The organism is Caulobacter sp. GW821-FHT09H08 (assembly GCF_059415885.1).
Genome location: NZ_JBWKOC010000003.1, coordinates 691,493 through 715,123, shown reverse-complemented (window position 1 = coordinate 715,123; position 23,631 = coordinate 691,493). Strand labels below are relative to the sequence as shown.

The following is a 23,631-nucleotide window of genomic DNA, read 5'->3' as shown; positions in this document are numbered from 1 at the left end:
CTTTCGGTCGCGCCACGCCGTCATCATCCCGTCGCGCCACCGTCGGACAGCCGACACCGAACCTTCGCCGCGCCGTCGTCGACCACTGTTAGCCGAGCCCCCAGCCGACGCCTCCCCGCGTCGGAACAAAGGGGATCATCCATGAAGAACCATCTGATGCTGGGCGCCGCCGCTGGCGCGCTCCTGATCGTCGCCGCCGTCCCAGCCTTCGCGGCCGACGCAGTCGCCACGGCCGCTCCGGCCGCCGCCACGCCGGGCGCCGACACCGAAGTCGACGCCGTCATCGTCATCGGCCAAGGCCAGAGCCGCCAGGTCCAGGTGCTGAAGGACGACGCCATCGGCCTGGAAGCCGCCGGCACCAGCGCCCTGAAGGCCGTCGACAAGCTGCCCGGCGTCACCTTCCAGTCGGCCGACGCCTTCGGTTCGTACGAGTGGTCGACCCGCATCTCGATCCGCGGCTTCAACCAGAACCAGCTGGGCTTCACCCTGGACGGCGTGCCGCTGGGCGACATGAGCTACGGCAACCACAACGGCCTGCACATCAGCCGCGCCATCGCCTCGGAGAACATAGGCCGCCTCGAGCTGGCCCAGGGCGCCGGTGCGCTCGGCACGGCCTCGACCTCGAACCTGGGCGGCACGCTGCAGTTCTTCTCGCGCGATCCGCAAGCGACCCTGGGCGGCGAAATCGACCTGACGGGCGGCTCGGACACCATGCACCGCGTGTTCGGCCGCTTCGAAACCGGCGCCATCGAGCAGATCGGCGGCCTGCGCGGCTACGTCTCGTTCGCCGACCAGAAGAGCGACAAGTGGAAGGGCGGCGGCGAGCAGAAGCAGCGCCAATACGACGCCAAGCTGGTGCTGCCGCTGGGCGAGCGCGGCGACCTGTCGGGCTTCTACCACCGCTCGGAACGCCGCGAGCAGGACTACCAGGACCTGTCGTTCGACATGATCCGCCGCCTGGGTCGCGAGTGGGACAACACCCAGCCGAACTGGGCCCTGGCCATCGCCGCCGCTCGCGCCTACCAGACCAACACCGCCCTGCCCGCGCCGTTCACGACGGTGGATGACGCCTACTATGCCGGCGCCGGCGTGCGGAACGATGACCTCTACGGCGCCAAGCTGGACCTGGAGCTCAGCGAGCACGTGAAGCTGGACGCCACGGCCTACCAGCACAAGAACAAGGGTCAGGGCCTGTGGTACACGCCCTACCTGGCCAGCCCGGGCTTCGGCACGGCCGGTTCGACCGCCGCCCCGCTGTCGATCCGCACCACCGAGTACGACATCGACCGTGGCGGGATCATCGCCGGCCTGACCGTCGACGTCGGCGCCCACCGCGTCAGCGGCGGCTTCTGGCATGAGGTCAACAACTTCAACCAGGCTCGCCGCTTCTATGCCGAAACGACCGCCGCTCCGTCGCGCAACCCGCTGGACTTCCAGTCGAACCCGTTCTTCACCCAGTGGCAGTACGCGTTCGAGACCAAGACCCTGACCGCCCACCTGGAAGACGAGTGGACGATCAGCGACGCCCTGAAGGTCAATTTCGGCCTCAAGTCGATCAAGGTCACCAACGCCGTGACGACCGTGGTCGGCGCCCCGCTGGCCGGCGAGATCGAGAGCAAGGACAACTTCCTGCCGCAGGTCGGCTTCGTCTACAAAGCCACGCCGGACTTCGAAGTGTTCGGCGGCTACACCGAGAACATGGGCGCCTATGTCTCGGCGGCCACCTCGGGTCCGTTCGCCTCGCTCAGCCAGGCCAATGTCGACTACGTGGCGACCAAGCTGAAGCCGGAAAGCTCCAAGACCTTCGAGCTGGGCGGCCGCTATCGCACCGAACGCTTCCAGGGCGTGGCCGCCGTCTATCACGTGGCCTTCGACAACCGGATCCTGGCCATCCAGCAGGGCTCGGCCATTCAGGGCAACGCCCCGGTGCTGTCGAACGTCGGCTCGGTCGAGACCAAGGGCGTCGAGCTGGCCGGCACCTATCGCCTGAGCGACAGCTGGAGCCTCTACGGCGCCTACACCTACAACGACTCCAAGTACGAGAACGACGTCGTCGCCGCCGACGGCACGGTCAAGGCCCGCACCAAGGGCAAGACCGTCGTCAACACGCCCAAGAACATCTTCAAGGGCGAGATCGCGTTCGACCAGGCCGGCTTCTTCGCCAAGCTGGGCGTCGCCTATACCGACAAGCGCTACTACACCTACGAGAACATCGGCGGCCAGGCGCCCTCGACCACCGTGGCGGACCTGACCCTGGGCTACCGCTTCGCCGAGGACAGCTGGGGCAAGGGCCTGGAAGCCCAGGTCAACGTCACCAACCTGACCGACAAGGACTACATCTCGACCATCGGCTCGGGCGGCTTCGTCAACAGCGACGCCACGGGCACGGCCATGACGGTCCTGCCGGCCCCGCCGCGTCAGGTCTATTTCTCGCTGAAGAAGAAGTTCTAAGGCTCCCGAGTAGCGAAACGACAAAGGCCGGGAGGTTCGCCTCCCGGCCTTATTTTCAGGCCACCTGGATAGCGTGTTCCAGATCGTCTTCGACCTGGCCCGCCTCGGCCTGCTCGGCCTGTTCAGCGGCGAGATAGCCCGCGACCGCCTCGCCGTTCATTGGACGCGAGAACAGGTAGCCCTGCGCCACCTGGCACCCCAGGGGCAGCAGCAAGGCCATCTCGGCGGCGGACTCCACGCCCTCGACCACGCAGTCCAGTTCCAGGTTGCGGCACATGTCCAGGATCGTCTTGACGATGGCGCGCCGCTTGCCGGTCTCGGTCAGGCCGCGCATGAAGCTGCCGTCGATCTTCAGCTTGTCGATCGGCAGGCGATCGACGTGGCTGAGGCTGGAATAGCCGGCGCCGAAGTCGTCCAGCGCGATGCGCACGCCCAGGGCCTTGAGGGTGTTCAGCGCGCGCTCGGCCTGGGCCAGGTCGCGCATGACCGCCGTCTCGGTGACTTCCAGGTCGATGCGTTCGGGCGCGACGCCGCTGGCCTTGATGACCTCGACGATGCGCGCGATCTGCTGAGGCGAGACCACGTCACGCGCCGACAGGTTGAACGACAGGCGCAGATGCTCCGGCCAGGCGGCGGCCGCGCGCAGGGCCCACTCCAGCAGCACCGGCGAAAGCTGGGCGATCAGTCCCGACCGCTCGGCGACCGGTACGAAATCGCCAGGCGAGATCGGTCCCAGGCTCGGGCTGGTCCAGCGGGCCAGGGCCTCGAAGCCGATGGTGCGTCTCTGCCGGATGTCCACCAGCGGCTGGAAGGCCAGGGTGAACTCGCGGTCCACGTCGGCGTGGCGAAGGGCCTGCTCGACCAGGCTGGCCCGGCGGATCGCGGTCTCGTGGTCGCTGGAGAACACCACCGGCGCGCCCCGGAGGTTCTGCTTGGCGTGATAGAGGGCGTAGTCGGCGCGCTCGTAGAGCAGCTCGGCCGTCATGCCAGCATGGGGGAACAGCGCGAAGCCGACCGAGCCCGAGACCTGGGCGGTCACGCCCGGCAGGCAATAGGGCTCGCCCAGCGCCGCGCAGAGCGAAGCGCCCAGGCGCTCCAGCGCGTCGGGCGCGAGGTCGTCGGCCACGACCAGACCGAACTCGTCGCCGCCCAGTCGGGCCACGAACAGCGGCGCGCCGTGGTCGCGCGCCAGCCTGGCGCCCGCTTCGATCAGCACGCGATCCCCCACGGCATGGCCATAGGCGTCGTTGACCGGCTTGAAGCCGTCGAGGTCGATCACGCCGACGGCGAACCGGCGGTCGGCCTCCGTCGCGGTCTGGATCGTCGCTTCCAGATGCTCGAAGAACTGCCGGCGATTGGGCAGGCCGGTCAGGCCGTCCAGATGGGCCAGGCGCTGATAGCCGTCGCTCAGGCGCTCGATCTCGGCCTTGCGCTGCTGCAGGTCGCGGCGCGACTCCACCAGGCGGGCGAAGTCGCGATAGGCGATCATCAGGATCACGATCATCGTCAGGGCCACCAGGGACAGGTTCATCCCGATGGCTTTCAGGACCGGATTACCGCTGGAGATCAGGAACACGGTGATCGGGCCGACCACCAGCGCCGTCAGCAGGAACGCCGCCGCCCGCATGTGCATCAGGCAGAAGACGCAGCCGATCGAGGTGATCGCCATGTAGAACATGACGTGGGCTTGGGCGAAGGCGTCGCCATAGGGGAACAGGCTGAAGGACCAGAAGGTGAAGCCGCAGCCCAGCAGGCCGGCGAACACCAGGGTCTGGCGAAGCATGCGCTGCGCGCCGGCGTCGTCCAACTCGCGCCCACGGGTGCGCCACCACACCACCAGTCGGATCAGGCTGATCGCGGCCAGCAGACCCGGAAAGCCGAGGGTCAGATGGATCGGCGCGGTATGCCAATGCGTGCTGGCCAGGGCGAACGTATTGACCAGCACCATCGCGTACATCAGCGGCACCTGGCGCGCGAACGCCTGGACTTGAGCGCGCAGAAGTTCCGCGGTGGGGGCTGGAGTCTTGAACCTGAGCAAGGTCATGCCTCTCGAATAAGGCATTGATTTTGGCTCGGAACTTTTAATGGCCGGTGGCCCGAAAAGCCTATGACGTGCGGCGCGTTGACGCAGTCGGGCGCTGCTTGGCCTACGCGCAAAAAGAAAGCCCGACCAAACGGCCGGGCTGTAAAGTCATAGGGAGGAAACGCCCAGGAAGGGCAGAAGCGCGTCGCGCTTCACGGGCTGCTGATAGCGCTAACATCAGTCTAAGTGCAAGCGATTCTTACATGGCGCGGCGAGCTGTCGCACTTGGATGCTCAGCCCGGCTCCTTTCCGGGCGCGCCGTGAAGGCTTTACGACCGAGCCAAGAGGTCATACCAATGTTACCGCTACCGCCAATCAAGAGCGGGCACGGGAGAAGACGCTGATGAAGATGTTCGCACGGCCCGCGCTGATCGCGGCCGGCCTGGTCCTGGCGCTCGCCCTGCCCGCCTGCGCGCAGGCGCCGAAGGACGGCAAGTGGGTCGGGGCCTGGGCCAGCGCCCAGATGGCGCCGGACGCCAACAATAGCCTCGCCCCGCAGGACTATCCGAACGCCACCCTGCGCCAGGTCGTGCGGGTCGGCCTGGGCGGCGACAAGCTGCGGGTGCGGCTCTCCAACGCCTACGGGACCCAGCCCCTGACCATCGACGCCGCGCGAGTGGCGGTCTCGGCGGCGCTGAACAGCGCGCGTATCGACACCACCACCGACCGCCGCCTGACCTTCGCGGGCGCGCCGACGGTGACCATCCCGGCCGGCGCCGAGGCCTGGTCCGATCCGGTGGACTTCAAGGTCGCCCCGCTGACCTCGCTGGCGATCAGCCTGCACTACCCGGCCGCCCCCAGCGTCCAGACCGGCCACCCCGGCTCGCGGGCGACCTCCTACGTCCTGGCCGGCGACCACACCGCCGACGCCGACCTGCCCGGCGCCAAGACCGCCGACCGCTGGTTCCAGATCGCCAGCCTCGACGTGAGCCCGGACAAGGCGGCCGGCGCCATCGTCGCGTTCGGCGACAGCATCACCGACGGCTACGGCGTCCAGCCCAACACTAACCTGCGCTGGACCGACGGCCTGGCCCAGCGCCTCAAGGAGGCCGGCAAGCCGATGGGCGTCCTGAACCTGGGCATCGGCGGCAACCGCGTGCTGGCCGACGGCCTGGGCCCCAGCGGCCTGTCGCGCTTCGACCGCGACGTGCTGGGCCAGTCGGGCGTCACCCACCTGATCATCCTGGAGGGCGTCAACGACCTGGGCGTCCTCAACCGCGACAAGCCCGCCGACGCCCAGATGAACGGCTGGATGGCCAAGGACCTGATCGGCGCCTACGGCCGCATGGTCGCCAAGGCCCGCGCCAAGGGCATCAAGGTCATCGGCGCGACCATCCTGCCCTATTCCGGCTCGGCCTATTACCACCCGCCGGCCGAGGCCGAGGCGGCGCGCCAGACGATCAACGCCTGGATCCGCGAGCCCGGCCATTTCGACGGCGTCATCGACTGGGACGCGGCCCTGCGCGACCCGGCCAGGCCGACCCATCTGCTGCCGGCCTATGACAATGACGGCCTGCACCCCAACATGGCCGGCTACAAGGCCATGGCGGACGCGATTCCGCTGAGCCTGTTCGAAAGCAAGTGACCATGCGCCTCGTCCTCGCCGCCGCCTTCGCCTTGACCGCCGCCAGCGCCCACGCCAGCGACAAGCCCGTCATCGCCTTCACCTGGGACGACCTGCCCTCGCACAGCGCCCTGCCGCCGGGCATCACCCGCGTGCAGGTCGCGACCGACCTCCTGAAATCCGCCGCCGAGGCCAAGGCGCCGGCGTTCGGGTTCATCAATGCGGTGAAGACCGAGCAGGAGCCCGACTCCACGCCCGCCCTGAAGCTGTGGCGCGAGGCCGGCCAGCCGCTGGGCAACCATACCTGGTCGCACCCGAACATCGCCAGCCTGACCGCCGACGCGTTCACCGCCGAGATCGCCCGCAACGAGCCGGTCCTGCAGGACCTGATGGGCAAGGAAGACTGGCGCTGGCTGCGCTATCCGTTCCTGTCGGAAGGCGACACGCCGGAGAAGCGCCTGGCCGTGCGCGGCTGGCTGGCCGCCAACCACTACAAGATCGCCAGCGTCACCATGAGCTTCAACGACTGGGCCTTCAACGAGCCCTACGCCCGCTGCATGGCCAAGGGCGACCAGGCGGCGGTAGCCGATCTGGAGAAGCGCTTCCTGGACGGCGCGGCCGCCATCGCCGACCGCTCGCGCGCCATGAGCAAGGCGCTCTACGGCAAGGACATTCCCTATGTCCTGCTGATGCACGGCGGCGCCTTCGACGCCCGCATGGCCCCGCGCCTCTACAAGCTCTACCAGGACAAGGGCTTCGGCTTCACGACCCTGGAGAAGGCCGAGAGTCATCCGTTCTACAAGACCGACGTGAACCCCGGCCTGGCGCCCGAACCGACCACGCTGGAGGACGCAATGCGCGCCAAGGGCCTGCCGGTCCCGGCGAACCCGGTGGACTTGGCGGCGCTGAACGGGATGTGCCGGTAAAGCGCCATAGCGCCCCCTCCGTCTCGCCGCGTATCCGCAGCGATCCACCTCCCCCGTTTCACGGGTGAGGAGAAGGTGGGCCCCCTCCTGCCCCGCTTGCGGGGGAGGTGGCGCGCGGCGCAGCCGCGTGACGGAGGGGGCGCTCGCCGCGTTTCAGTCCCGAAACACATTCCCTGCTGACAACGGCGATGCTCCCGCATAGCGTCCCGCGCCATGATCAAGCCTTCGCTCACGGCGCTCGCGGCCGTCCTCGCCCTTTCCAGCCCTGCTATGGCGGAAAAACTCACCCCGGAACGCATCTTCGCCGATCCCAGCCTGTCGGGCCCGACCGCCAAGGGCGTGGCGCTGTCGCCGGACGGCAAGCGCGTCACCTATCTGAAGGGCAAGGCCGAGGCCGCCAACATCCAGGACCTGTGGGCGGCGGACGTGAAGGGCGGCGAGCCCTATCGCCTGATCGACTCGGCGGCGCTGTCGTCGGGGTCCAAGGAATTGTCGGAAGCCGAGAAGGCCCGCCGTGAACGCGCCCGCGTCTCGGCGCGCGGCATCGTCGAATACAGCTGGGACAAGCAAGGCCGCTTCATCCTGGTGCCGCTGGACGGCGACCTCTATCTGGACAGCGTCGCCGACGGCAAGGTCACCCGCCTGACCCAGACGCCGGGCGACGAGGTCGACGCCAAGGTCTCGCCCAAGGGCGGCTATGTCAGCTACGTCCGCGACCAGAACCTCTTCATCAAGCCGGTCGCCGGCGGGCCTGAGACGGCCCTGACCACCGACGGCAAGGACACCCTGTCGTTCGGCATGGCCGAGTTCGTGGTGCAGGAAGAGCTGGACCGCTTCACCGGCTACTGGTGGAGCCCGGACGAGGCCAAGATCGTCTACACCCGCGTCGATGAGAGCACGGTCGACGTCGTGCCGCGCGCCGACATCGGTCCGGGCGGCGCCACCGTCGTCAACCAGCGCTACCCGCGCGCCGGCCGCCCCAACGCGGTCGTCGACCTGTTCGTCCGCGACCTGGCCACCGGCAAGGTGATCCCGCTCGATCTGGGCGCCAACAAGGACATCTACCTGGCCCGCGTCGAATGGTCGGCCGACGGCAAGACCATCTACGCCCAGCGCCTGTCACGCGACCAGAAGACCCTGGACCTGCTGGCCTTCGACGCCGCCACCGGCGCCGGCAAGACCATCCTGACCGACACCGACGCCCACTTCATCGAGATCGGCGACGACTTCCGCCCGCTGAACGACGGCACCTTCCTGTGGGGTTCGGAGAAGGACGGCAACAACCACCTCTACCGCTACGCCGCCGACGGCAAGCTGATCGCCCAGATCACCAAGGGCGACTGGCCGGTGTCGGGCCTGGAAGGCGTGGACGAGGCCCGCAAGGTCGCCATCTTCGCCGCCTCGATGGACACGCCGCTGGAGCGCCGCCTCTACGAAGTCAGCTACGCCAAGCCGGGCAAGCCCAAGGCCCTGACCTCGGCCGGCGGCTGGTGGACGGCCAAGGTCGCCGAGACCGGCGGCGCGTTCGCGGGCACCTATAACGACCCCAAGACCCCGCCCCAGACCGCGCTCTATTCGGCCGATGGCAAGCTGGTGCGCTGGATCGAGGAGAACAAGCTGGCCGAGGGTCACCCCTACTGGCCCTACGCCTCGACCCTGCCGGTTCCGGAGTTCGGCACGCTGAAGGCTTCGGACGGCGAGACCCTGCACTACGAGATTCTCAAGCCGCAGGGCTTCGATCCGGCCAAGAAGTACCCGGCCATCCTGGCGGTCTATGGCGGCCCGCACGCCCAGCAGGTCAAGCGCACCTGGCAGAGCGCGTCCGAGCGCACCTATCTGGAAGCCGGCTATGTCATCTTCCGCATCGACAACCGCGGCAGCGGCAACCGCTCGGCCAAGTTCAAGCGCGCTCTGGACCGTAACCTCGGCACCGTCGAGGTCGAGGACCAGCTGCTGGGCGCCAAGTTCCTGGCCGGCCAGCCTTATGTCGACGCCGACAAGCTGGGCGTGATGGGCTGGTCGTACGGCGGCTTCATGACCCTGATGCTGCTGACGGCCGACAACACCCCGTTCAAGGCCGGCGCGGCCGGCGCCCCGCCGACCGAGTGGAGCCTGTACGACACGGCCTACACCGAGCGCTACATGGGCAAGCCGGACGAGAACAAGCCCGGCTACGCCTATTCGGACGTCAACAATCGCCTGGACAAGCTGAAGCCCGGCAGCCTGCTGCTGCTGCACGGCATGGCCGACGACAACGTGATCTTCGAGAACAGCACCCGCCTGATGGCGGCCCTGCAGCGCAAGGCGATCCCGTTCGAGATGGCCCTCTATCCGGGCGAGCGCCACAGCGCCCCGGGCAGCAAGACCAAGGGCCTCAGCGTCCTGAAGACTCACCAGGAGTTCTTCGCCCGCAAGCTCAAGGGCCAGTAAGGCTTCTCGGCCGCCCGCGCTCCTATGGGCGCGGGCGGCTGCGACACCTTGCTCCCCAAGGTTGACCTTATGTCGCAGGGCGGCAGAGCTTCTAAGGCCTTATGGTTAACGGCGCTGGTTCAGGAAACGCGCCATGACCAAGACCACCGACGCCGCCGTCGAATGGCTGATCGACACCGTCAAGGAAGCCCTCGAGCAAGGCCGCGCCACGGCCGCCGATCTCGAGGAATGGCTGCTGGCCGCGATCCTGCTCGAAGAAATGGCGCTGGAAGAACAGCGCGACGCCCGTGAACTGCGATCGTTCGACGCGATCGAGGGCGTGGCCCGCACCCTGCACTAGGCGTCGGCCAGCCCCGCCACGCGACCGCCCGGCAAGGGTATCCGAAGCTCGGTCCGCGCCCCGGCCGCCGACCGTTCGAACACCAGGTCTCCCCCGATCTCCTCCAGGCGCGCGCGCAGATTGCCGAGCCCCTTCCCGCTCGACAGGTGCTCCGGCGCGCCGTCGCGGCCGACGCCGTCGTCGCTGATCGTCACCCGCAGCAGGTCCCGTCCCTCGTGGAACGCGACGCTCATCCGCGTCGCCCGGGCGTGCTTGACCGTGTTGGTCACCGTCTCGCGCACCGCCGAGATCAGGACCTTGTAGACGCCATAGTCGAGCACCGTCGCCGTCGCGGCGTCCAGGCTGATGGGCCAGTCGAGGGCGAGGCCCGCCGAGGTCAGCCGCTCCGCCGTCTCGTGGCGCAGGTCGGCGATCACCTGGTCCAGGGCGATGGCGTCGCCCGACAGACCGCTGAGGATCACGCGGATATCGGCCATCGCCTCGCGCACGTCGCGTCGGGCCGCCTGCAACTCGTCGCGGTGCAGGCTGGTCAACAGGCGGGCGCTGACGTCGTCGTGCAGGTCGCGCGCGATCCGCACGCGCTCTTCGTTAACGCCCCGCCAGTAGCTCTCGCGCGCAGACTCGGCCTGGCGCATCAGGCTGACCAGCTGGGTGGCCAGCTGCACGTCGGCCTTCCGGAACAGGCCCTGCCCCTGGTTGCGGTAGCGCAGCAGCGTGGCCGGACCGCCCGCGGCGGCGGGAATGACCAGCTCCAGGCCGTTCTGGCGCGAGAGCGGCGCGACGACCGCCTCGTCCAGGGGGCGCATCTCCAGCGGCGCGAACAGGGTCCGCATCAGGTCCAGCCAGCCCGCGCGACGCGCGGCCGGATCGGGCTTGAAGGCCACCGAGGCGGCCATGCCGAACAGGGCGTCGTCGCTGATCGCCCGCTGGCGGGTCATGCCGCGCCACACCCGGGTCCGCAGTGGTAGGTAGGCGCCCGCTACCGCCAAGATCGACAGGCTGAGCGCCGCGCCGGTCTGAACGTGCAGGGCCGCGATCAGAGCCGCGTCGATGGCCAGCAGCGCCAAGGCCGCCAGCACGGCCAGGATCAGGCGATAGGCCCAGAGATCCAGGTCCAGCAGCCGGTAGCGTCCGACCGCGACCGCCATGCCGGCATAGATGAAGATCAGCGGCCCGAACGCCGTCCCGTCGCTGGCGATCGACGGCGCGCCGGTCAGCTTGGGCGCGGCCATCATGACCACCAGGAAGCCGGCGCCGGTCAGGGTGATCAGGCCAATCCAGCGCAGGGCGCCTCGATCCAGGGGGTCGAGGTCGGCGCCGCGCCACTGCCGCCACAGCAGCCAGGCGAACACCGGCAGATGGGCCAGGAGGCCCGCATAGTAGGTCTCCAGCGACAGCCACCCGACCGCGCCGGCCAGGGCCCAGGCCGGGCTGGCGATCGCCAGGAGCCACAGCCAGGCCGGCCGCACGATTGTCCGCGGGAAGAAGGCGAACTGCGCCACCGTCGCGGCGGCGTAGAGGCTGGTGCCCAGCAGGTTGATGGTGTTCAGCGCCCACAGCAGCTTGCCATCCGCACTCAGCGCCCGGGCGTCGAACAGCGCGCCGGAGAACGAGGCCAGCAGGATGCCCAGCGCCGCCAGGGCGAACATCCGCGCGCCCCAGTCGCGCGGCCGCAGCACGCCGATCCACATACCCAGAAGCCAGACGATCAGGCCGCCGCCCAGCAGCATCCAGACATCGGGCGACAGGCCGGCCAGCGTCTGCCCTTGCGGCCGCAGCGTCCGGACCTGTTCCCGCCCGCCGTCGCGATAGGTCATCCGGACCTCGCCGTCGGCCAGCATCCGCGCCAGGCGGGTGCGGTCGGCGTACCAGGCCGCGACATCGCGCGTGGCGCCGTCCGGGGCGTAGTCCTGGACCAGGGCCTCTGCGAGGTCGCTGACCGTGTCGCCGGAACCGCTGAAGGTCACGAGGGTCTTGCGGTCCAGGGACGCCAGCGGCTGGCGGTCGGTCGAGACGAGGGCGATCCGCGAGCCCAGCGGCGCGAACCGCACGCTCGCGCCCGGCATCTGCAGCCCGGCCCAGACGACCGCCGCCGCCAGCAGGATCGCGACATAGGCCGCCAGCATGATCTGGAACACCGGCGGCGCCGGCCACGACGCCATCATCCTGGCGAGCCGGCGTCCTTGAACAGGCGCTTGATCGGGGCTGGAACGGGTCAAGGTGCTCGGGGCGCTGCGAAGGACGGACACACCTGTGTAGGGCGTCGGATCGACCTCCGATAGCGCCGACCTGACGGTCGGCTACGCGCCGGACCCAAAGCGTGGACGGCGCTTGACTTCCGTAGCGAAAGAAAACGAACCTTCGCGACATGACTAGCTACACCGAAATCGCCGCCGCCATCGCCACGACCGAAACCGGCTTCTCCGCCCACGTCACCGACGACTGGAAGCAGGGGCGCACGACCTATGGCGGCATGAGCGCGGCGCTGTGCGTCGAGGCCGCCCAGCGGGCCTTCCCGGAGGCCCCGCCCCTGCGCTCGGCCCAGTTCGCGTTCGTGGGCCCGGCGGCCGGAGAGCTGTCGATCGGCGTCAAGGCGCTGCGCCAGGGCAAGTCGACCCTGTTCGCCGCCGTCGACCTGGTCGGCGAGCAGGGCGTGGCCACCCACGGGACCCTGACCTTCGGCGCGGCCCGCGAGTCGCACCTGGCCCATGTCGACGTCCCCTGCCCGGCCGTCGCCCCGCCCGACCAGCTGGAGCCCTTTCACAAGAACCCCGAGATGGCCCCGGGCTTCGTGCGCCAGTTCGACTTCCGCGTCGCCGGCGGCGGACGTCCGGGCTCGGGCGAGCCGCCGGAATATCTGCTGTGGATCCGCCACCGCGATCCCGCCGCGACGACGCTCTCCGCGCTGATCGCCCTGGCCGACGCCCCGCCCCCGCCGGCCATGACCCTGTTCAAGCAGTTCGGCCCGATCTCGACCATGACCTGGTCGCTGGACGTCGTGGGGCTGCCGGACGCGGACGACGACGGCTGGCGCCTGCTGCGCACCCGCGCCGAGACCATCGGCGAGGGCTATTCGACCCAGGAGATGCATCTGTGGGACGCCAAGGGCCGCCCGCTGGTCCTGGCGCGACAGAACGTGGCGGTGTTCGTCTAGCGCTCGCTGTTTCGAAACCTCGTCCTTCGACAAGCTCAGGATGAGGTTTCTAGTGCACCGGCGCTGAAATAGTCCTCACCCTGAGCCCGTCGAAGGGCCAGGACGGCCCCTCGGCGCTTGTCGCCTTGAAACTTTTGACCTCATCCTCGCCGCCGTCCGGTCGCGCCCAGAGTCGCGGCCGCGTTCGGGGAAACGCTCATGACCAAGTTCGCCTGCCTGGCCGGTGCGGCCGCCATCGCCCTGCTTGCCGGGAGCGCCGGCGCCCAGACCTCGGAAGAGGCGACCAAGGCCGCCCTGGCGGTCATCAAGGACAAGAACCCCGTCCTCCACGCGGTCATCGCCACCAACCCCAACGCCCTGGCCGACGCCAAGGCCCTCGACGCCGAGCGCAAGGCCGGCAAGGTCCGCTCGGCGCTGCACGGCGTGCCGATCCTGCTGAAGGACAATGTCGAGTCCGCCGATCCCCTGCCCACCACCGCCGGCTCGCTGGCGCTGAAGGACAATGTCACCGGCCGCGACGCACCCGTAGCCAAGCGCCTGCGCGACGCGGGCCTGGTCATGCTGGGCAAGGCCAACCTGTCGGAATGGGCCAATATCCGCTCCAACAAGTCGATCAGCGGCTGGAGCGCGGTCGGCGGCACGGTGCGCAATCCCTACGCCCTGGACCGCAGCGCCTGCGGCTCGTCCAGCGGCTCGGGCGCGGCGGTGGCGGCGGGTCTCGCGCCCCTGGCCATCGGCACCGAGACCGACGGCTCGATCACCTGCCCGGCGGCGATCAACGGCCTGGTAGGCCTGAAGCCGACTGTGGGCCTGGTCTCGCGCACCCACATCGTGCCGATCAGCCACAGTCAGGACACCGCCGGCCCCATGACCCTGACGGTCGAGGACGCGGCCAAGGTGCTGACCATCATCGCCGGCAGCGATCCCGCCGACGTCGCCACCAAGGACGCCGACGCCCACAAGGCCGACTACGCGGCCGGCCTCTCCAAGGACTCTCTGAAGGGCGTGAAACTGGCCGTGGCGCGGTTCTACACCGGCTACTCGCCCAAGACCGACGCGGTGTTCGAGGCGGCGTTGAAGGAACTCCAGGCTCAGGGCGCCATCCTGGTCGACGTGAAGGACTTCGACGAAGGTCCGATCGGCAAGGCCGAGGGCGTGGTGCTCTACACCGAACTGAAGGCCGACATGGCCGCCTATCTCGGCTCCACCGATCCGAAGAAGGTCCCCAGCCGCACGCTGGCCGACCTGATCGCCTTCAACAAAGCCACGCCCAAAGAGTTCGAGTGGTTCGGCCAGGAGAGCTTCGAGAAGGCCGAGAAGACCAAGGGCCTGACGGACCCCGACTATCTGAAGGCCCTGGCGGACTCCAAGCGCCTGGCCGGTCCGGAAGGCATCGACAAGATCCTGAAGGACACCGGCGCGGTCGCCATCATCGCCCCGACCACGGGTCCGGCGTGGACCATCGATCCGCTGAACGGCGACAACTACGGCGGCTCCGCGACCACCCTGCCCGCCGTCGCCGGCTATCCGCACCTGACCGTGCCGATGGGCGACATCACCGGCCTGCCGGTCGGCCTCTCGTTCATCGGTCCAGCGTGGAGCGAGAAGCTGCTGCTGAACCTGGGCTACGCCTACGAGCAGGCCACCCACCACCGTAAGCCGCCGACGTTCAAGACGACCATCGCGCCCTAAGGTTGATTCAGGCTAGGGTCGCCTGGAGGATTGCCGAAGCCTCGCTTTAGACATATTACATTTGTAATTGACCGAAGTCGTTTGGAAGGAGACCTCCCATGGCCCATCGCACGCTTCGAATGACGGGGGTCGGCGTCCTGACCCTCGCCTTGGTCAGCTCCAGCGTTTCGCCCAGCTTCGCCCTTGCTCCGCCCCGCGCGGTGTCCGACGGCGCGGTGACGCCCGAGGCCTGCGCGGCCTTGGGCTTCAGGGATGACTATGCGCTCGACGAGCGGGTCGTGATCAGCGGCTCCCGCAAACAGGTTCAGCCGATAACACCGCCCAGCCGGCAGCTGCTGCCGCAGGAAATGCGCGCACCGCCGCCCCCTCCTCCTCCTCCTCCTCCGCCGCCTCCGCCGCCTCCGCCACTGGGGATTCCGCCTGTTGTCGGGAGAGCGGCGCCGGCGCTCAACTACGCCTCGCCCCAGGTCATCGGCGCCTTCCCCTCTGTTCAAGGCCAGTTGCGCGACACCGAGCGCTATCCGAACGCGGTGGCCAATCCGGTCAAGCGCGTGGTCGAGGAGCCGGTCTCGACCTTTTCAATCGATGTCGACACCGCCGCGTACGCCAACACCCGCCGCTTCCTCAATGACGGCGCCGCCCCGCCGCGTGACGCCGTGCGGGTCGAGGAGCTGATCAACTACTTCGACTACGGCTATGCCCGCCCCACCAGCGCCGCGACGCCGTTCCGCGCCACGGTCGCGGTCGCCCCCTCGCCGTGGTCGGAGCAGCGCCAGATCGTCCATATCGGCCTGCAGGGCTATGCCCAGCCCCGCGCCGACGCGCCGCCGCTGAACCTGGTGTTCCTGGTCGACACCTCGGGCTCGATGATGGGTCAGGACCGCCTGCCGCTGGCCCGCAAGGCGCTGAACGTGCTGATCGACCAGCTGCGTCCTCAGGATCGGGTCGCGATGGTCGCCTATGCCGGCTCGGCCGGCGCGGTGCTGGCCCCGACCGACGGCCGCTCGAAGCTGAAGATGCGCTGCGCGCTCGGCGCGTTGCAGGCCGGCGGATCGACGGCCGGTGGCGCGGGGCTGGAACTGGCCTACAGCCTGGCCAAGCAGAACTTCACCAAGGGCTCGGTCAACCGGGTGATCCTGGTCACCGACGGCGACTTCAATGTCGGCATCTCGGACCCGACCCGGCTGAAGGACTTTGTCGCCGACCAGCGCAAGAGCGGCGTCTATCTGTCGGTCTACGGCTTCGGACGCGGCAACTACAACGACACGATGATGCAGGCCCTGGCCCAGAACGGCAACGGCGTGGCGGCCTATGTCGACACCCTGAACGAGGCCCGCAAGCTGCTGCGCGACGACTTCCAGGCCAGCCTGTTCCCCATCGCCGATGACGTAAAGATCCAGGTCGAGTTCAATCCCGCCCGGGTCAGCGAGTACCGCCTGATCGGCTACGAGACGCGCCTGTTGAACCGCGAGGACTTCAACAACGACAAGGTCGACGCCGGCGAGGTCGGCTCGGGCGCGTCGGTGACGGCGCTCTACGAGATCACGCCCGTGGGCGCGCGGCCGTCGTCGGACCCGCTCCGCTATGGCGAGAAGGCGCCCGCGCCCGCCGCGACGACCGGCGAACTGGCCTTCCTGAAGATCCGCTACAAGGCGCCGGGCGGGACGACGTCGAAGCTGATCGAGCGTCCGATCGGCGCCGGCGACCGCTACGCCAGCCTGGCCGCCGCGCCTGAGTCGACGCGCTTCGCGGTGGCGGTCGCCGCCTACGGCCAGAAGCTGCGCGGCGATCCGTGGGTGAATGACGGCTTCGACTGGCCCGCCGTCACGGCGCTGGCGCAGGGCGCGCGGGGTAGTGACCCGGACGGCCTGCGGGCGGAGTTCGTGCAGCTGACCAAGGCGGCGCGGGACGTGAAGGCACGGTAGCTAGCGCTCAATCAAAGCCGCCCATTTCCTTGTCATTCCGGCCGAAGCGAAGCGTAGAGCCGCGACCCAGGGGGTGCGTGAATGCCGTGCCGGCCGCCCCTGGGTCCCGGACAGCCTCTGCGAGGCTTCCGGGATGACACGGGATTGGGGCTTGGTCCCTCTAGAAACTACCGCCCCGTCGGCATGTCCTTGAACGCCACGTCCTTGTCGACGCGCACATCGCCGGGCAGGCCCAGAACGCGCTCGGCGATGATGTTCTTGAGGATCTCGTCCGTCCCGCCGGCGATGCGCAGGCCGGGGGCCCACATCAGGCTCTGCTGGAACGCCGCCTCGGCCGGGGCCTGATCGGGATCGACGAGGATGCCGTACTGGTCCTCCATCTCGACGGCGGTGTTGGCCAGCTCCTGCATCTGGTTGGCGGCGATAATCTTGCCGATCGAGCTCTCTGGTCCCGGCGTCTGGCCGCGCGACAGGGCGGTCATGGTCCGGAAGCGGGTGAACTTCAGGCCCTCGGACTGGACGTACCAGTCGGCCAGCTTCTCGCGGAAGGCGTTGTCCTTCAACGCCGGGCCGGTGGTCCCGGCCAGTTCGCGAGCCAGCTTCATGATCTCGCGGTAGTTCGGGCCGCTGGAGCCACCGACCGCCAGGCGCTCATTCATCAGGGTGACCAGGGCCACCTTCCAGCCCTCGCCGACCTCGCCCAAGCGCTGGCTGTCCTTGACCCGCAGGTCGGTGAAATAGACCTCGTTGAACTCTCGCCCACCCGACATCTGGTGGATCGGCCGGCACTCGACGGCGGCGTCGCGCATGTCGATCCAGAACATGGTCAGGCCCTTGTGCTTGGGCACGTCGGGGTCCGTCCGAGTCAGCAGGATGCCGAAGTCGCAATAGTGAGCCCCGGTGGTCCAGACCTTCTGGCCGTTGATCACCCACTCGTCGCCGTCCTTGACCGCGCGCGTCCGCAGCGCGGCCACGTCCGAGCCGCCGGCCGGTTCGGAGAACAGCTGGCACCAGATCTCCTCGCCCTTCACGGCCGGAGAGACGAAGCGCTTCTTGGTCTCGCCGTCGGAGAAGGCCATGACCGTGGGCACGCACATGCCGAGGCCGATGGTGAAATAGCCGTAGCCGAGCCCGGCCTTGGTCTCTTCCTGGCCGAAGATCACCGACTGGATCGGCGTGCCGCCGCCCCCGCCGATGGCCGCGGGCCAGGTGATGCAGGCATAGCCGGCCCCGGCCTTGGTCGCCTGCCAGTCCTTGGCGGCGGCCATGTGCTCGGGTGTGTTGGGCTTCAGCTCACCGAACTTGGCGCGGTGCGCGGCGGCGTTTTCGGCGAGCCAGGCGCGGGCCTTTTCGCGGTAGGCGGCTTCTTCGGGGGAGTCGTTGAAATCCATGATCGTTCCGTCCCTTACGCCGCGTTCTTCTGTTCGAGCTGGCTGACCAGCCGTTCCTTCCAGACCTTGGGCGCGCCGGCGACCAGGCTGAGCTGCCGCGAGCGGCGGTAGTAGAGGTGGCAGTCGACGTCCCAGGTGAAACCCATGCCGCCGTGGACCTGGATGCTCTCCTTGCTGGCGAACCAGAAGGCTTCCGAGGCCGCGATCCGCGCCGCCGAGGCCGCGATCGGCAGCTCCGGCGCATCGACGTTCAGCGCCCACGCGCCGTAATAGGCGTTGGAGCGGGCGACCTCGTTCTTGACGTACATGTCGGCCAGCTTGTGCTTGATCGCCTGGTAGCCGGCGATGACGCGGCCGAAGGCGTAGCGGCCCAGGGCGTATTCCTTGGCCATCTCCAGGCAGCGGTCGGCGCCGCCCAGCTGTTCGAAGGCCAGCAGCACGGCCGCGCGGTCCATGATCGCCTGGACGATCTCGAAGCCTTGGCCGGCCTCCCCCACCCGCTCGGCGGCCGCGCCGTCGAAGACGATCTTGGCGACGCCACGCGTGGGGTCGAGGCTCTTCAGCGTCTCGCGCGAGACGCCCGCGCCCTTCAGATCGACCAGATAGAGGCCTGGACGACCGCCCTCGCTGGCCAGCACCAGCGCCACGTCAGCGACATCGCCGTCGGTCACGGGGATCTTGGTCCCGGACAGCTTGCCGCCCTCGACCCGACTGGTCAGGGTCGCCGGACCGATCACGCCCGGACCTTCCGAGGTCGCCAGGGCGCCGATCAGTTCGCCAGCGGCGATGCGCGGCAGAATCGAGGCTTTCTGGGCGTCCGAGCCGTGGGCCATGATCCCTTCGGCCAGGAAATAGACGGTGGAGGCGAACGGGATCGGCGCGACGGCCCGGCCCAGTTCCTCGGCGATGGCGCACAGCTCGACCCGGCCAAGGCCCAGGCCCCCGTGTTCCTCGGGGATGCAGGCGCCCAGCCAGCCCTGCTCGCCCACGCCCTTCCACAGCTTCTCGTCGAACGAGCGGTCGGCGTTGTCCAGCACGCCCCGTACGACGGCGGCGTCGCTATGGGCGGAAAGGAACTTGCGCGCCTCTTCCTTCAGGAACTTCTGGTCGTCCGAATAGTCGAAATCCACTGGAGCCTCCCTGGACGCATCTCTCCGGTGCGTCTCGAAACCCACACTGAACGACGTTCACGCGAAGGGAAAGATTGACCCGGCGTCAAGAATTTCAGGTTCTTATGCTCGCCCAACGCGCGATTTCGGACATTACTCCACGCCATGGCCAAGACCGTCTTCCAGAAGAACCAGAAGGTGTGGGTCGAGAGCGTCGGCTGCTGGGCCACGGTCGACAAGATCGTGCCCATCTGGGCCAAGGGCTTCGACGAGCCCGTGCGCGTCACCTACGACGTCGGCCTGGGCCGCGAGTTCCAGGCCCATGAGCTGAAGCCCGAGGACAAACTCGACCCGCAGGACAGCGGCCTTTCCGCCAACTGGCGGATCCTGAGGGCCCGCAACAAGTGGCAGCAGGAGGGCGACTGCGCCCACCATCCCTATCCGGGCACCTATCCCGTCGTCGTCACCGACGCCCAGGATTGGGGCGGCTGGCGCACGCCGGGCGCGGAGTACGACCGCGATCCGCACAAGATGGAACACCAGGCCCGCCTGATCGCCAGCGCCCCGCGCCTGCACGCGATCGCCCGCGAGGTCCTGACCTTGGTGGCCGACAATCCCGAGGACGCCCCGCCCGCCCTCTCGGCCCTGGCCCAGAAGATCGTGGCGGTCGAGCGCTTCCTGCAGGAAGCGCCGGCGGCGGGTCCGTCGCAGCAGCAGGAAGAGTAGGCGGCAGCGAAACCTCGCCCTTCGACAGGCTCAGGTTCTAGTTCGACGCCATGAATAGTCCTCACCCTGAGCTCGTCGAAGGGCGAGGACGGCCCTCAGCGTCCTAGGTCGCGACGTCCGGCCGGGGCTTGAAGTTGCCTTTCTTCCAGGCCCACCACAGCACGACCACCGCCACGCCGGTTCCGACCACCATGGCCGGCAACGAGGCCTCGGGGCCGAACGCGCCGCCGCTCAGCAACTCGGGCGCGCCAGGCTTGGGCGTGGCGATGAACACGCTGGGCACACGGGCCGTGCCCGAGACCGAAGCGCCCCACAGCCAGCCCTGGGTGAAGTTCCAGGCCGCGTGCAAGCCCACCGACACCCAGATGCGCCCGGTCAGCAGGTAGAAGGCGGCCAGCATGAAGCCGGCCTCCACCGCGATGGCGGCCGCGGCGGTCATGCTGGCGTTGGGATTGGCCAGGTGCAGTGCGCCGAACATCGCCGACTGCACGATCAGCGCTGGCCAGACCCCGAAGGCCCGCATCAGCAGCCGCATCATGATCGCCCGCATGATCAGCTCTTCCATGAAGCCCGACTCGATGGCGATGGTCGCCATCGGCCACGGCGATCCGGTCGGGGATCGCGTGAACTGGTAGACGTCCAGCAGGTAGAGCCCGCCGATGACGGCGGCCATCATCCCGGCCCCCACCACCACGCCGACCAGCAGATCGAACGGCGCGGCGATCGGGTCCAGCTCCTCTGGCCAGCGTCCTTCGGTGAAGCGGACCACCGCCGCATAGGCCGCGAAACCCGCCAAACAGGCCGCGAACACCTTCAGGGCATCGACCAGGGTCGGACCGCCGATCCCCTGGATCAGGCTGTAGAGGAAGGCGAAGGCCACGAAGAGGACCACCATCCAGCCCGTGGCGCGCAGCCAGCGCAGGGGTCCCGGATGCAGGAGCCATCGGCGCCCGACCTCGATCCCATTCGTTTCCTCGATCACCCGCGTCCCCATTTCGTCCGACAGACGGGGCAGCAGCCAATAATTCGGGCCAGGCCGTCAAGGTCCCCTCGCGAAGGGCGCCCCGCGGGATTAAGTAGGACGCATGCGCACCGACACCCCCCAGCCCGTCCGCCTGACGGATTACCGTCCGTTCCCCTTCGCCATCGAGACGACCCGACTGGCCTTCGATCTCCACCCGTCCGCGACGCGTGTGAAGGCCGAGCTCTCGGTGCGCCGGACCGGCGACCAGGGCGAGCCCCTGGTGCTGAACGGCGAGCGGCTGAAGCTGCTGTCGATCGCGGTGGACGGCCAGCCCCTGAGCGCCAGCCAGTACGCGGTCGATCCCGAGCACCTGACGATCCACGAGGTCCCCGACCAGTTCGTGCTGACCACCGAGGTCGAGATCGATCCCCTGGCGAACAAGGCGCTGATGGGCCTCTACGTGTCTGGCGGCCGCTACTGCACCCAGTGCGAGGCCGAGGGCTTTCGCACCATCACCTACTTCCCCGACCGGCCGGACGTGCTCTCGCGCTACAGCGTGCGGATCGAGGCCGACGCCAAGCTTCCGCACCTTCTGAGCAATGGTAACCTGGTCGAGCACGGCGCGCTGGAGAACGGCCGCTTCTTCGCCGAGTGGGTCGATCCGTTCCCCAAGCCCAGCTACCTGTTCGCCCTGGTGGCCGGCGATCTCGACGTCCTGACGGACACGTTCACGACCATGAGCGGCCGCGTCGTCGACCTGAAGGTCTTCGTCGATCCGGGCCAGGCCGCCCGCGCCGCCTATGCCCTCGACAGCCTCAAGCGCTCGATGAAGTGGGACGAGGAGGCGTTCGGTCGCGAGTACGACCTCGACCTCTTCATGATCGTCGCCGTGCGCGACTTCAACTTCGGGGCCATGGAGAACAAGGGGCTGAACATCTTCAACAGCTCCCTGCTGCTGGCCGACCCGACTACCGCCTCCGACCTCGACTACGAGCGGATCGAGGCCGTGGTAGCCCACGAGTACTTCCACAACTGGACCGGCAACCGCATCACCTGCCGCGACTGGTTCCAGCTGTGCCTGAAGGAAGGCTTCACGGTCTTCCGCGACCAGAGCTTCAGCGCCGACATGCGCGGCGAGGCCGTGCAGCGGATCAAGGAAGTGCGCGCGCTCCGCGCCCGGCAGTTCGCCGAGGACGCCGGCCCCCTGGCCCACCCCGTGCGTCCGTCCAGCTATCTGAAGATCGACAACTTCTACACCGCGACCATCTACGAGAAGGGCGCGGAGATCATCCGGATGCTGAAGACCATCCTCGGCGAGGACGTCTTCCGGAAAGGCTGCGACCTCTATTTCGACCGCCACGACGGCGAGGCCTCGACGGTCGAGGCCTTCATCGCCTGTTTCGCCGAAGCGTCGGGCCGCGACCTGACCAACTTCTTCGCCTGGTACGAACAGGCGGGCACCCCGGCCGTGACCATCGCCAGCGCCTATGACGAGGCCGCCCAGGCGCTGACCCTGACCCTGACCCAGGCGACCGCCCCGACGCCCGGCCAGCCGACCAAGAAGGCCCTGCCGATCCCGATCGCCATCGGCCTGCTGACCGCCGAAGGCGAGGTTCTGCGCGACACCGAGGTCGTGCTGCTCGACCAGCCCAGCCAGACCGTGCGCTGGGAGAACATCGCCAGCGCGCCCGTGCTGTCGGCCCTGCGCGGCTTCTCCGCGCCGGTGAACCTGAAGACCGACGCGCGGCCGTCCGACCGCTACGTGCTGTTCGGCTCGGATCCGGACCTCTTCAACCGCTGGGAAGCCGGCCAGACCCTGGCCCGCGACCTGATCCTGGCCCGCGCCGCCGGGACGCCGGACGAGGTGGGCGAGGAGCGCTATGCCGAGGCCCTGGGCCGCGCCCTGGTCGACGACGGCTCCGAGCCCGCCTTCAAGGCCCTGCTGCTGGTCCTGCCGACCGAGCCGGACCTGGCCTTCGCCATGGAGCCCGCCGATCCCGCCGCCCTGCACGCGGCCCGCGACCACATCCGCACGCGGATCGCCGTCCATCTGGGCGAGCTGCTACGCCGCCTGCACGGCGAGATGCAGAGCGCCGGAGACTACTCGGCCGACGCCAAGGCCGCCGGCCGCCGCGCGCTGCGCAACGCCTGCGCCGAAATGCTGTCGGCCGACCCGCATTCGGACAACCTGACCCACCTGCTGAGCCACTTCCACTCGGCCACGAACATGACCGACATGCTGGGCGGCCTCTATCCGCTGGTCTCCATCGGCGGCATGGCGCGCGACAAGGCCCTGGGCGGCTTCCACGAGAGCTGGAGCAAGGAGCCGCTGGTGCTGGACAAGTGGTTCCTGATCCAGGGCCGCGACCCGAACCCGGACGCGCTGCAGCGGGTGATCGGCCTGACCCGGCACCCGGACTTCGAGCCCACCAACCCCAACCGCCTGCGGGCCCTGGTGTCGACCTTCGCCAACTTCAATCCGGCGCGGTTCCACGATCCCAGCGGCGCGGGCTATCGCTTCCTGGCTGACCAGATCCTGGCCGTGGACAGCTTCAACCCGATGACGGCCGCGCGCCTGGTCGAGCCCCTGGGCGGCTGGCGGCGCTACAAGCCGGAACTGGGGCAACTGATGCGCCAGCAGCTGGAGCGTATCGCAGCGCACCCCGACCTATCCAAGAACGTGCTGGAGCTGGCGACTAAGGCCTTGGGCTGACGAGAGTTTTCCACGAGTCGCACCCTGTCGCATTGCGACCAATGAGCTCACACCTGTGGAATCCGCCTTTCGGGCGGTGACGCCGCCGTTCTGCGTACGGTAGATTCACCATGTTGGCGAAGTGACTCGCCCGAAGGCCCGTCGAACGCGGGCCTGGAAATCT

Annotated in this window: 14 protein-coding genes and 1 pseudogene; 10 read left to right on the top strand and 5 right to left on the bottom strand. The window is 68.6% G+C overall.

Annotation, left to right across the window (positions count from 1 at the left end; genetic code table 11):
• Positions 1 to 141: 141 nt before the first annotated feature.
• Positions 142 to 2,451 carry a TonB-dependent receptor gene (locus AC07NN_RS12920; protein ID WP_494641283.1) on the top strand — a complete coding sequence of 770 codons (2,310 nt, stop codon included), beginning with the start codon at positions 142 to 144 and terminating at the stop codon, positions 2,449 to 2,451.
• Positions 2,452 to 2,506: 55 nt separating this feature from the next.
• Here AC07NN_RS12920 and AC07NN_RS12915 read toward each other — a convergent pair whose 3' ends face one another.
• On the bottom strand, positions 2,507 to 4,495 hold the full coding sequence (locus tag AC07NN_RS12915) for a putative bifunctional diguanylate cyclase/phosphodiesterase (protein ID WP_494641281.1): 1,989 nt from the start codon (positions 4,493 to 4,495) through the stop codon (positions 2,507 to 2,509).
• Between the two features lie 382 nt (positions 4,496 to 4,877).
• Between AC07NN_RS12915 and AC07NN_RS12910 the strand changes: the two genes are divergently transcribed.
• The 4 genes from AC07NN_RS12910 to AC07NN_RS12895 all read left to right on the top strand — a co-directional run bounded on the left by AC07NN_RS12910 (position 4,878) and on the right by AC07NN_RS12895 (position 9,794).
• Positions 4,878 to 6,119: an SGNH/GDSL hydrolase family protein gene (locus AC07NN_RS12910; protein WP_494641280.1), complete on the top strand. Its 1,242-nt coding sequence runs from the start codon at positions 4,878 to 4,880 to the stop codon at positions 6,117 to 6,119.
• Positions 6,120 to 6,121: 2 nt separating this feature from the next.
• Positions 6,122 to 7,024 carry a polysaccharide deacetylase family protein gene (locus tag AC07NN_RS12905; protein WP_494641279.1) on the top strand — a complete coding sequence of 301 codons (903 nt, stop codon included), beginning with the start codon at positions 6,122 to 6,124 and terminating at the stop codon, positions 7,022 to 7,024.
• Between the two features lie 213 nt (positions 7,025 to 7,237).
• On the top strand, positions 7,238 to 9,454 hold the full coding sequence (locus AC07NN_RS12900) for a S9 family peptidase (protein WP_494641278.1): 2,217 nt from the start codon (positions 7,238 to 7,240) through the stop codon (positions 9,452 to 9,454).
• A 133-nt stretch (positions 9,455 to 9,587) separates the two neighbouring features.
• Positions 9,588 to 9,794: a hypothetical protein gene (locus AC07NN_RS12895; RefSeq protein ID WP_494641276.1), complete on the top strand. Its 207-nt coding sequence runs from the start codon at positions 9,588 to 9,590 to the stop codon at positions 9,792 to 9,794.
• Here AC07NN_RS12895 and AC07NN_RS12890 read toward each other — a convergent pair.
• The gene (locus tag AC07NN_RS12890) at positions 9,791 to 11,959 is read right to left on the bottom strand and encodes a sensor histidine kinase (RefSeq protein ID WP_494641275.1); all 2,169 of its coding nucleotides are present in this window, start codon (positions 11,957 to 11,959) and stop codon (positions 9,791 to 9,793) included. The genes AC07NN_RS12895 and AC07NN_RS12890 overlap by 4 nt on opposite strands.
• 203 nt (positions 11,960 to 12,162) lie before the next feature.
• Between AC07NN_RS12890 and AC07NN_RS12885 the strand changes: the two genes are divergently transcribed.
• The 3 genes and pseudogenes from AC07NN_RS12885 to AC07NN_RS12875 all read left to right on the top strand — a co-directional run bounded on the left by AC07NN_RS12885 (position 12,163) and on the right by AC07NN_RS12875 (position 16,565).
• A complete protein-coding gene (locus AC07NN_RS12885) occupies positions 12,163 to 12,948 on the top strand; it encodes an acyl-CoA thioesterase (RefSeq protein ID WP_494641273.1) in 786 nt (261 codons plus the stop codon).
• Between the two features lie 142 nt (positions 12,949 to 13,090).
• Positions 13,091 to 14,640: pseudogene (locus AC07NN_RS12880) on the top strand (amidase).
• Between the two features lie 98 nt (positions 14,641 to 14,738).
• Positions 14,739 to 16,565, top strand: coding sequence for a vWA domain-containing protein (locus AC07NN_RS12875; RefSeq protein ID WP_494641271.1), 1,827 nt, complete (start codon positions 14,739 to 14,741; stop codon positions 16,563 to 16,565).
• A 167-nt stretch (positions 16,566 to 16,732) separates the two neighbouring features.
• Here the strand turns inward: AC07NN_RS12875 and AC07NN_RS12870 are convergent, their stop codons facing one another.
• Positions 16,733 to 17,956 carry an acyl-CoA dehydrogenase family protein gene (locus AC07NN_RS12870; protein ID WP_494641269.1) on the bottom strand — a complete coding sequence of 408 codons (1,224 nt, stop codon included), beginning with the start codon at positions 17,954 to 17,956 and terminating at the stop codon, positions 16,733 to 16,735.
• A gap of 14 nt (positions 17,957 to 17,970) precedes the next feature.
• Positions 17,971 to 19,086, bottom strand: coding sequence for an acyl-CoA dehydrogenase family protein (locus AC07NN_RS12865; RefSeq protein ID WP_494641267.1), 1,116 nt, complete (start codon positions 19,084 to 19,086; stop codon positions 17,971 to 17,973).
• 144 nt (positions 19,087 to 19,230) lie between these two features.
• Between AC07NN_RS12865 and AC07NN_RS12860 the strand changes: the two genes are divergently transcribed.
• The gene (locus tag AC07NN_RS12860) at positions 19,231 to 19,791 is read left to right on the top strand and encodes a hypothetical protein (protein WP_494641265.1); all 561 of its coding nucleotides are present in this window, start codon (positions 19,231 to 19,233) and stop codon (positions 19,789 to 19,791) included.
• Between the two features lie 103 nt (positions 19,792 to 19,894).
• On the opposite strand, the gene AC07NN_RS12855 is transcribed toward AC07NN_RS12860, so the two are convergent.
• The gene (locus AC07NN_RS12855) at positions 19,895 to 20,773 is read right to left on the bottom strand and encodes a CPBP family intramembrane glutamic endopeptidase (RefSeq protein WP_494641264.1); all 879 of its coding nucleotides are present in this window, start codon (positions 20,771 to 20,773) and stop codon (positions 19,895 to 19,897) included.
• Between the two features lie 103 nt (positions 20,774 to 20,876).
• On the opposite strand from AC07NN_RS12855, the gene pepN reads away from it, so the two are divergent.
• On the top strand, positions 20,877 to 23,468 hold the full coding sequence (gene pepN / locus AC07NN_RS12850; protein WP_494641262.1) for an aminopeptidase N: 2,592 nt from the start codon (positions 20,877 to 20,879) through the stop codon (positions 23,466 to 23,468).
• The last annotated feature ends 163 nt before the right edge of the window (positions 23,469 to 23,631 follow it).

Coding starts and splice junctions, on each gene's coding strand:
- AC07NN_RS12920 (WP_494641283.1), top strand. CDS start 142: ATGAAGAACCATCTGATGCTGGGCGCCGCCGCTGGCGCGCTCCTGATC.
- AC07NN_RS12915 (WP_494641281.1), bottom strand. CDS start 4,495: ATGACCTTGCTCAGGTTCAAGACTCCAGCCCCCACCGCGGAACTTCTG.
- AC07NN_RS12910 (WP_494641280.1), top strand. CDS start 4,878: ATGAAGATGTTCGCACGGCCCGCGCTGATCGCGGCCGGCCTGGTCCTG.
- AC07NN_RS12905 (WP_494641279.1), top strand. CDS start 6,122: ATGCGCCTCGTCCTCGCCGCCGCCTTCGCCTTGACCGCCGCCAGCGCC.
- AC07NN_RS12900 (WP_494641278.1), top strand. CDS start 7,238: ATGATCAAGCCTTCGCTCACGGCGCTCGCGGCCGTCCTCGCCCTTTCC.
- AC07NN_RS12895 (WP_494641276.1), top strand. CDS start 9,588: ATGACCAAGACCACCGACGCCGCCGTCGAATGGCTGATCGACACCGTC.
- AC07NN_RS12890 (WP_494641275.1), bottom strand. CDS start 11,959: ATGATGGCGTCGTGGCCGGCGCCGCCGGTGTTCCAGATCATGCTGGCG.
- AC07NN_RS12885 (WP_494641273.1), top strand. CDS start 12,163: ATGACTAGCTACACCGAAATCGCCGCCGCCATCGCCACGACCGAAACC.
- AC07NN_RS12875 (WP_494641271.1), top strand. CDS start 14,739: ATGGCCCATCGCACGCTTCGAATGACGGGGGTCGGCGTCCTGACCCTC.
- AC07NN_RS12870 (WP_494641269.1), bottom strand. CDS start 17,956: ATGGATTTCAACGACTCCCCCGAAGAAGCCGCCTACCGCGAAAAGGCC.
- AC07NN_RS12860 (WP_494641265.1), top strand. CDS start 19,231: ATGGCCAAGACCGTCTTCCAGAAGAACCAGAAGGTGTGGGTCGAGAGC.
- pepN (WP_494641262.1), top strand. CDS start 20,877: ATGCGCACCGACACCCCCCAGCCCGTCCGCCTGACGGATTACCGTCCG.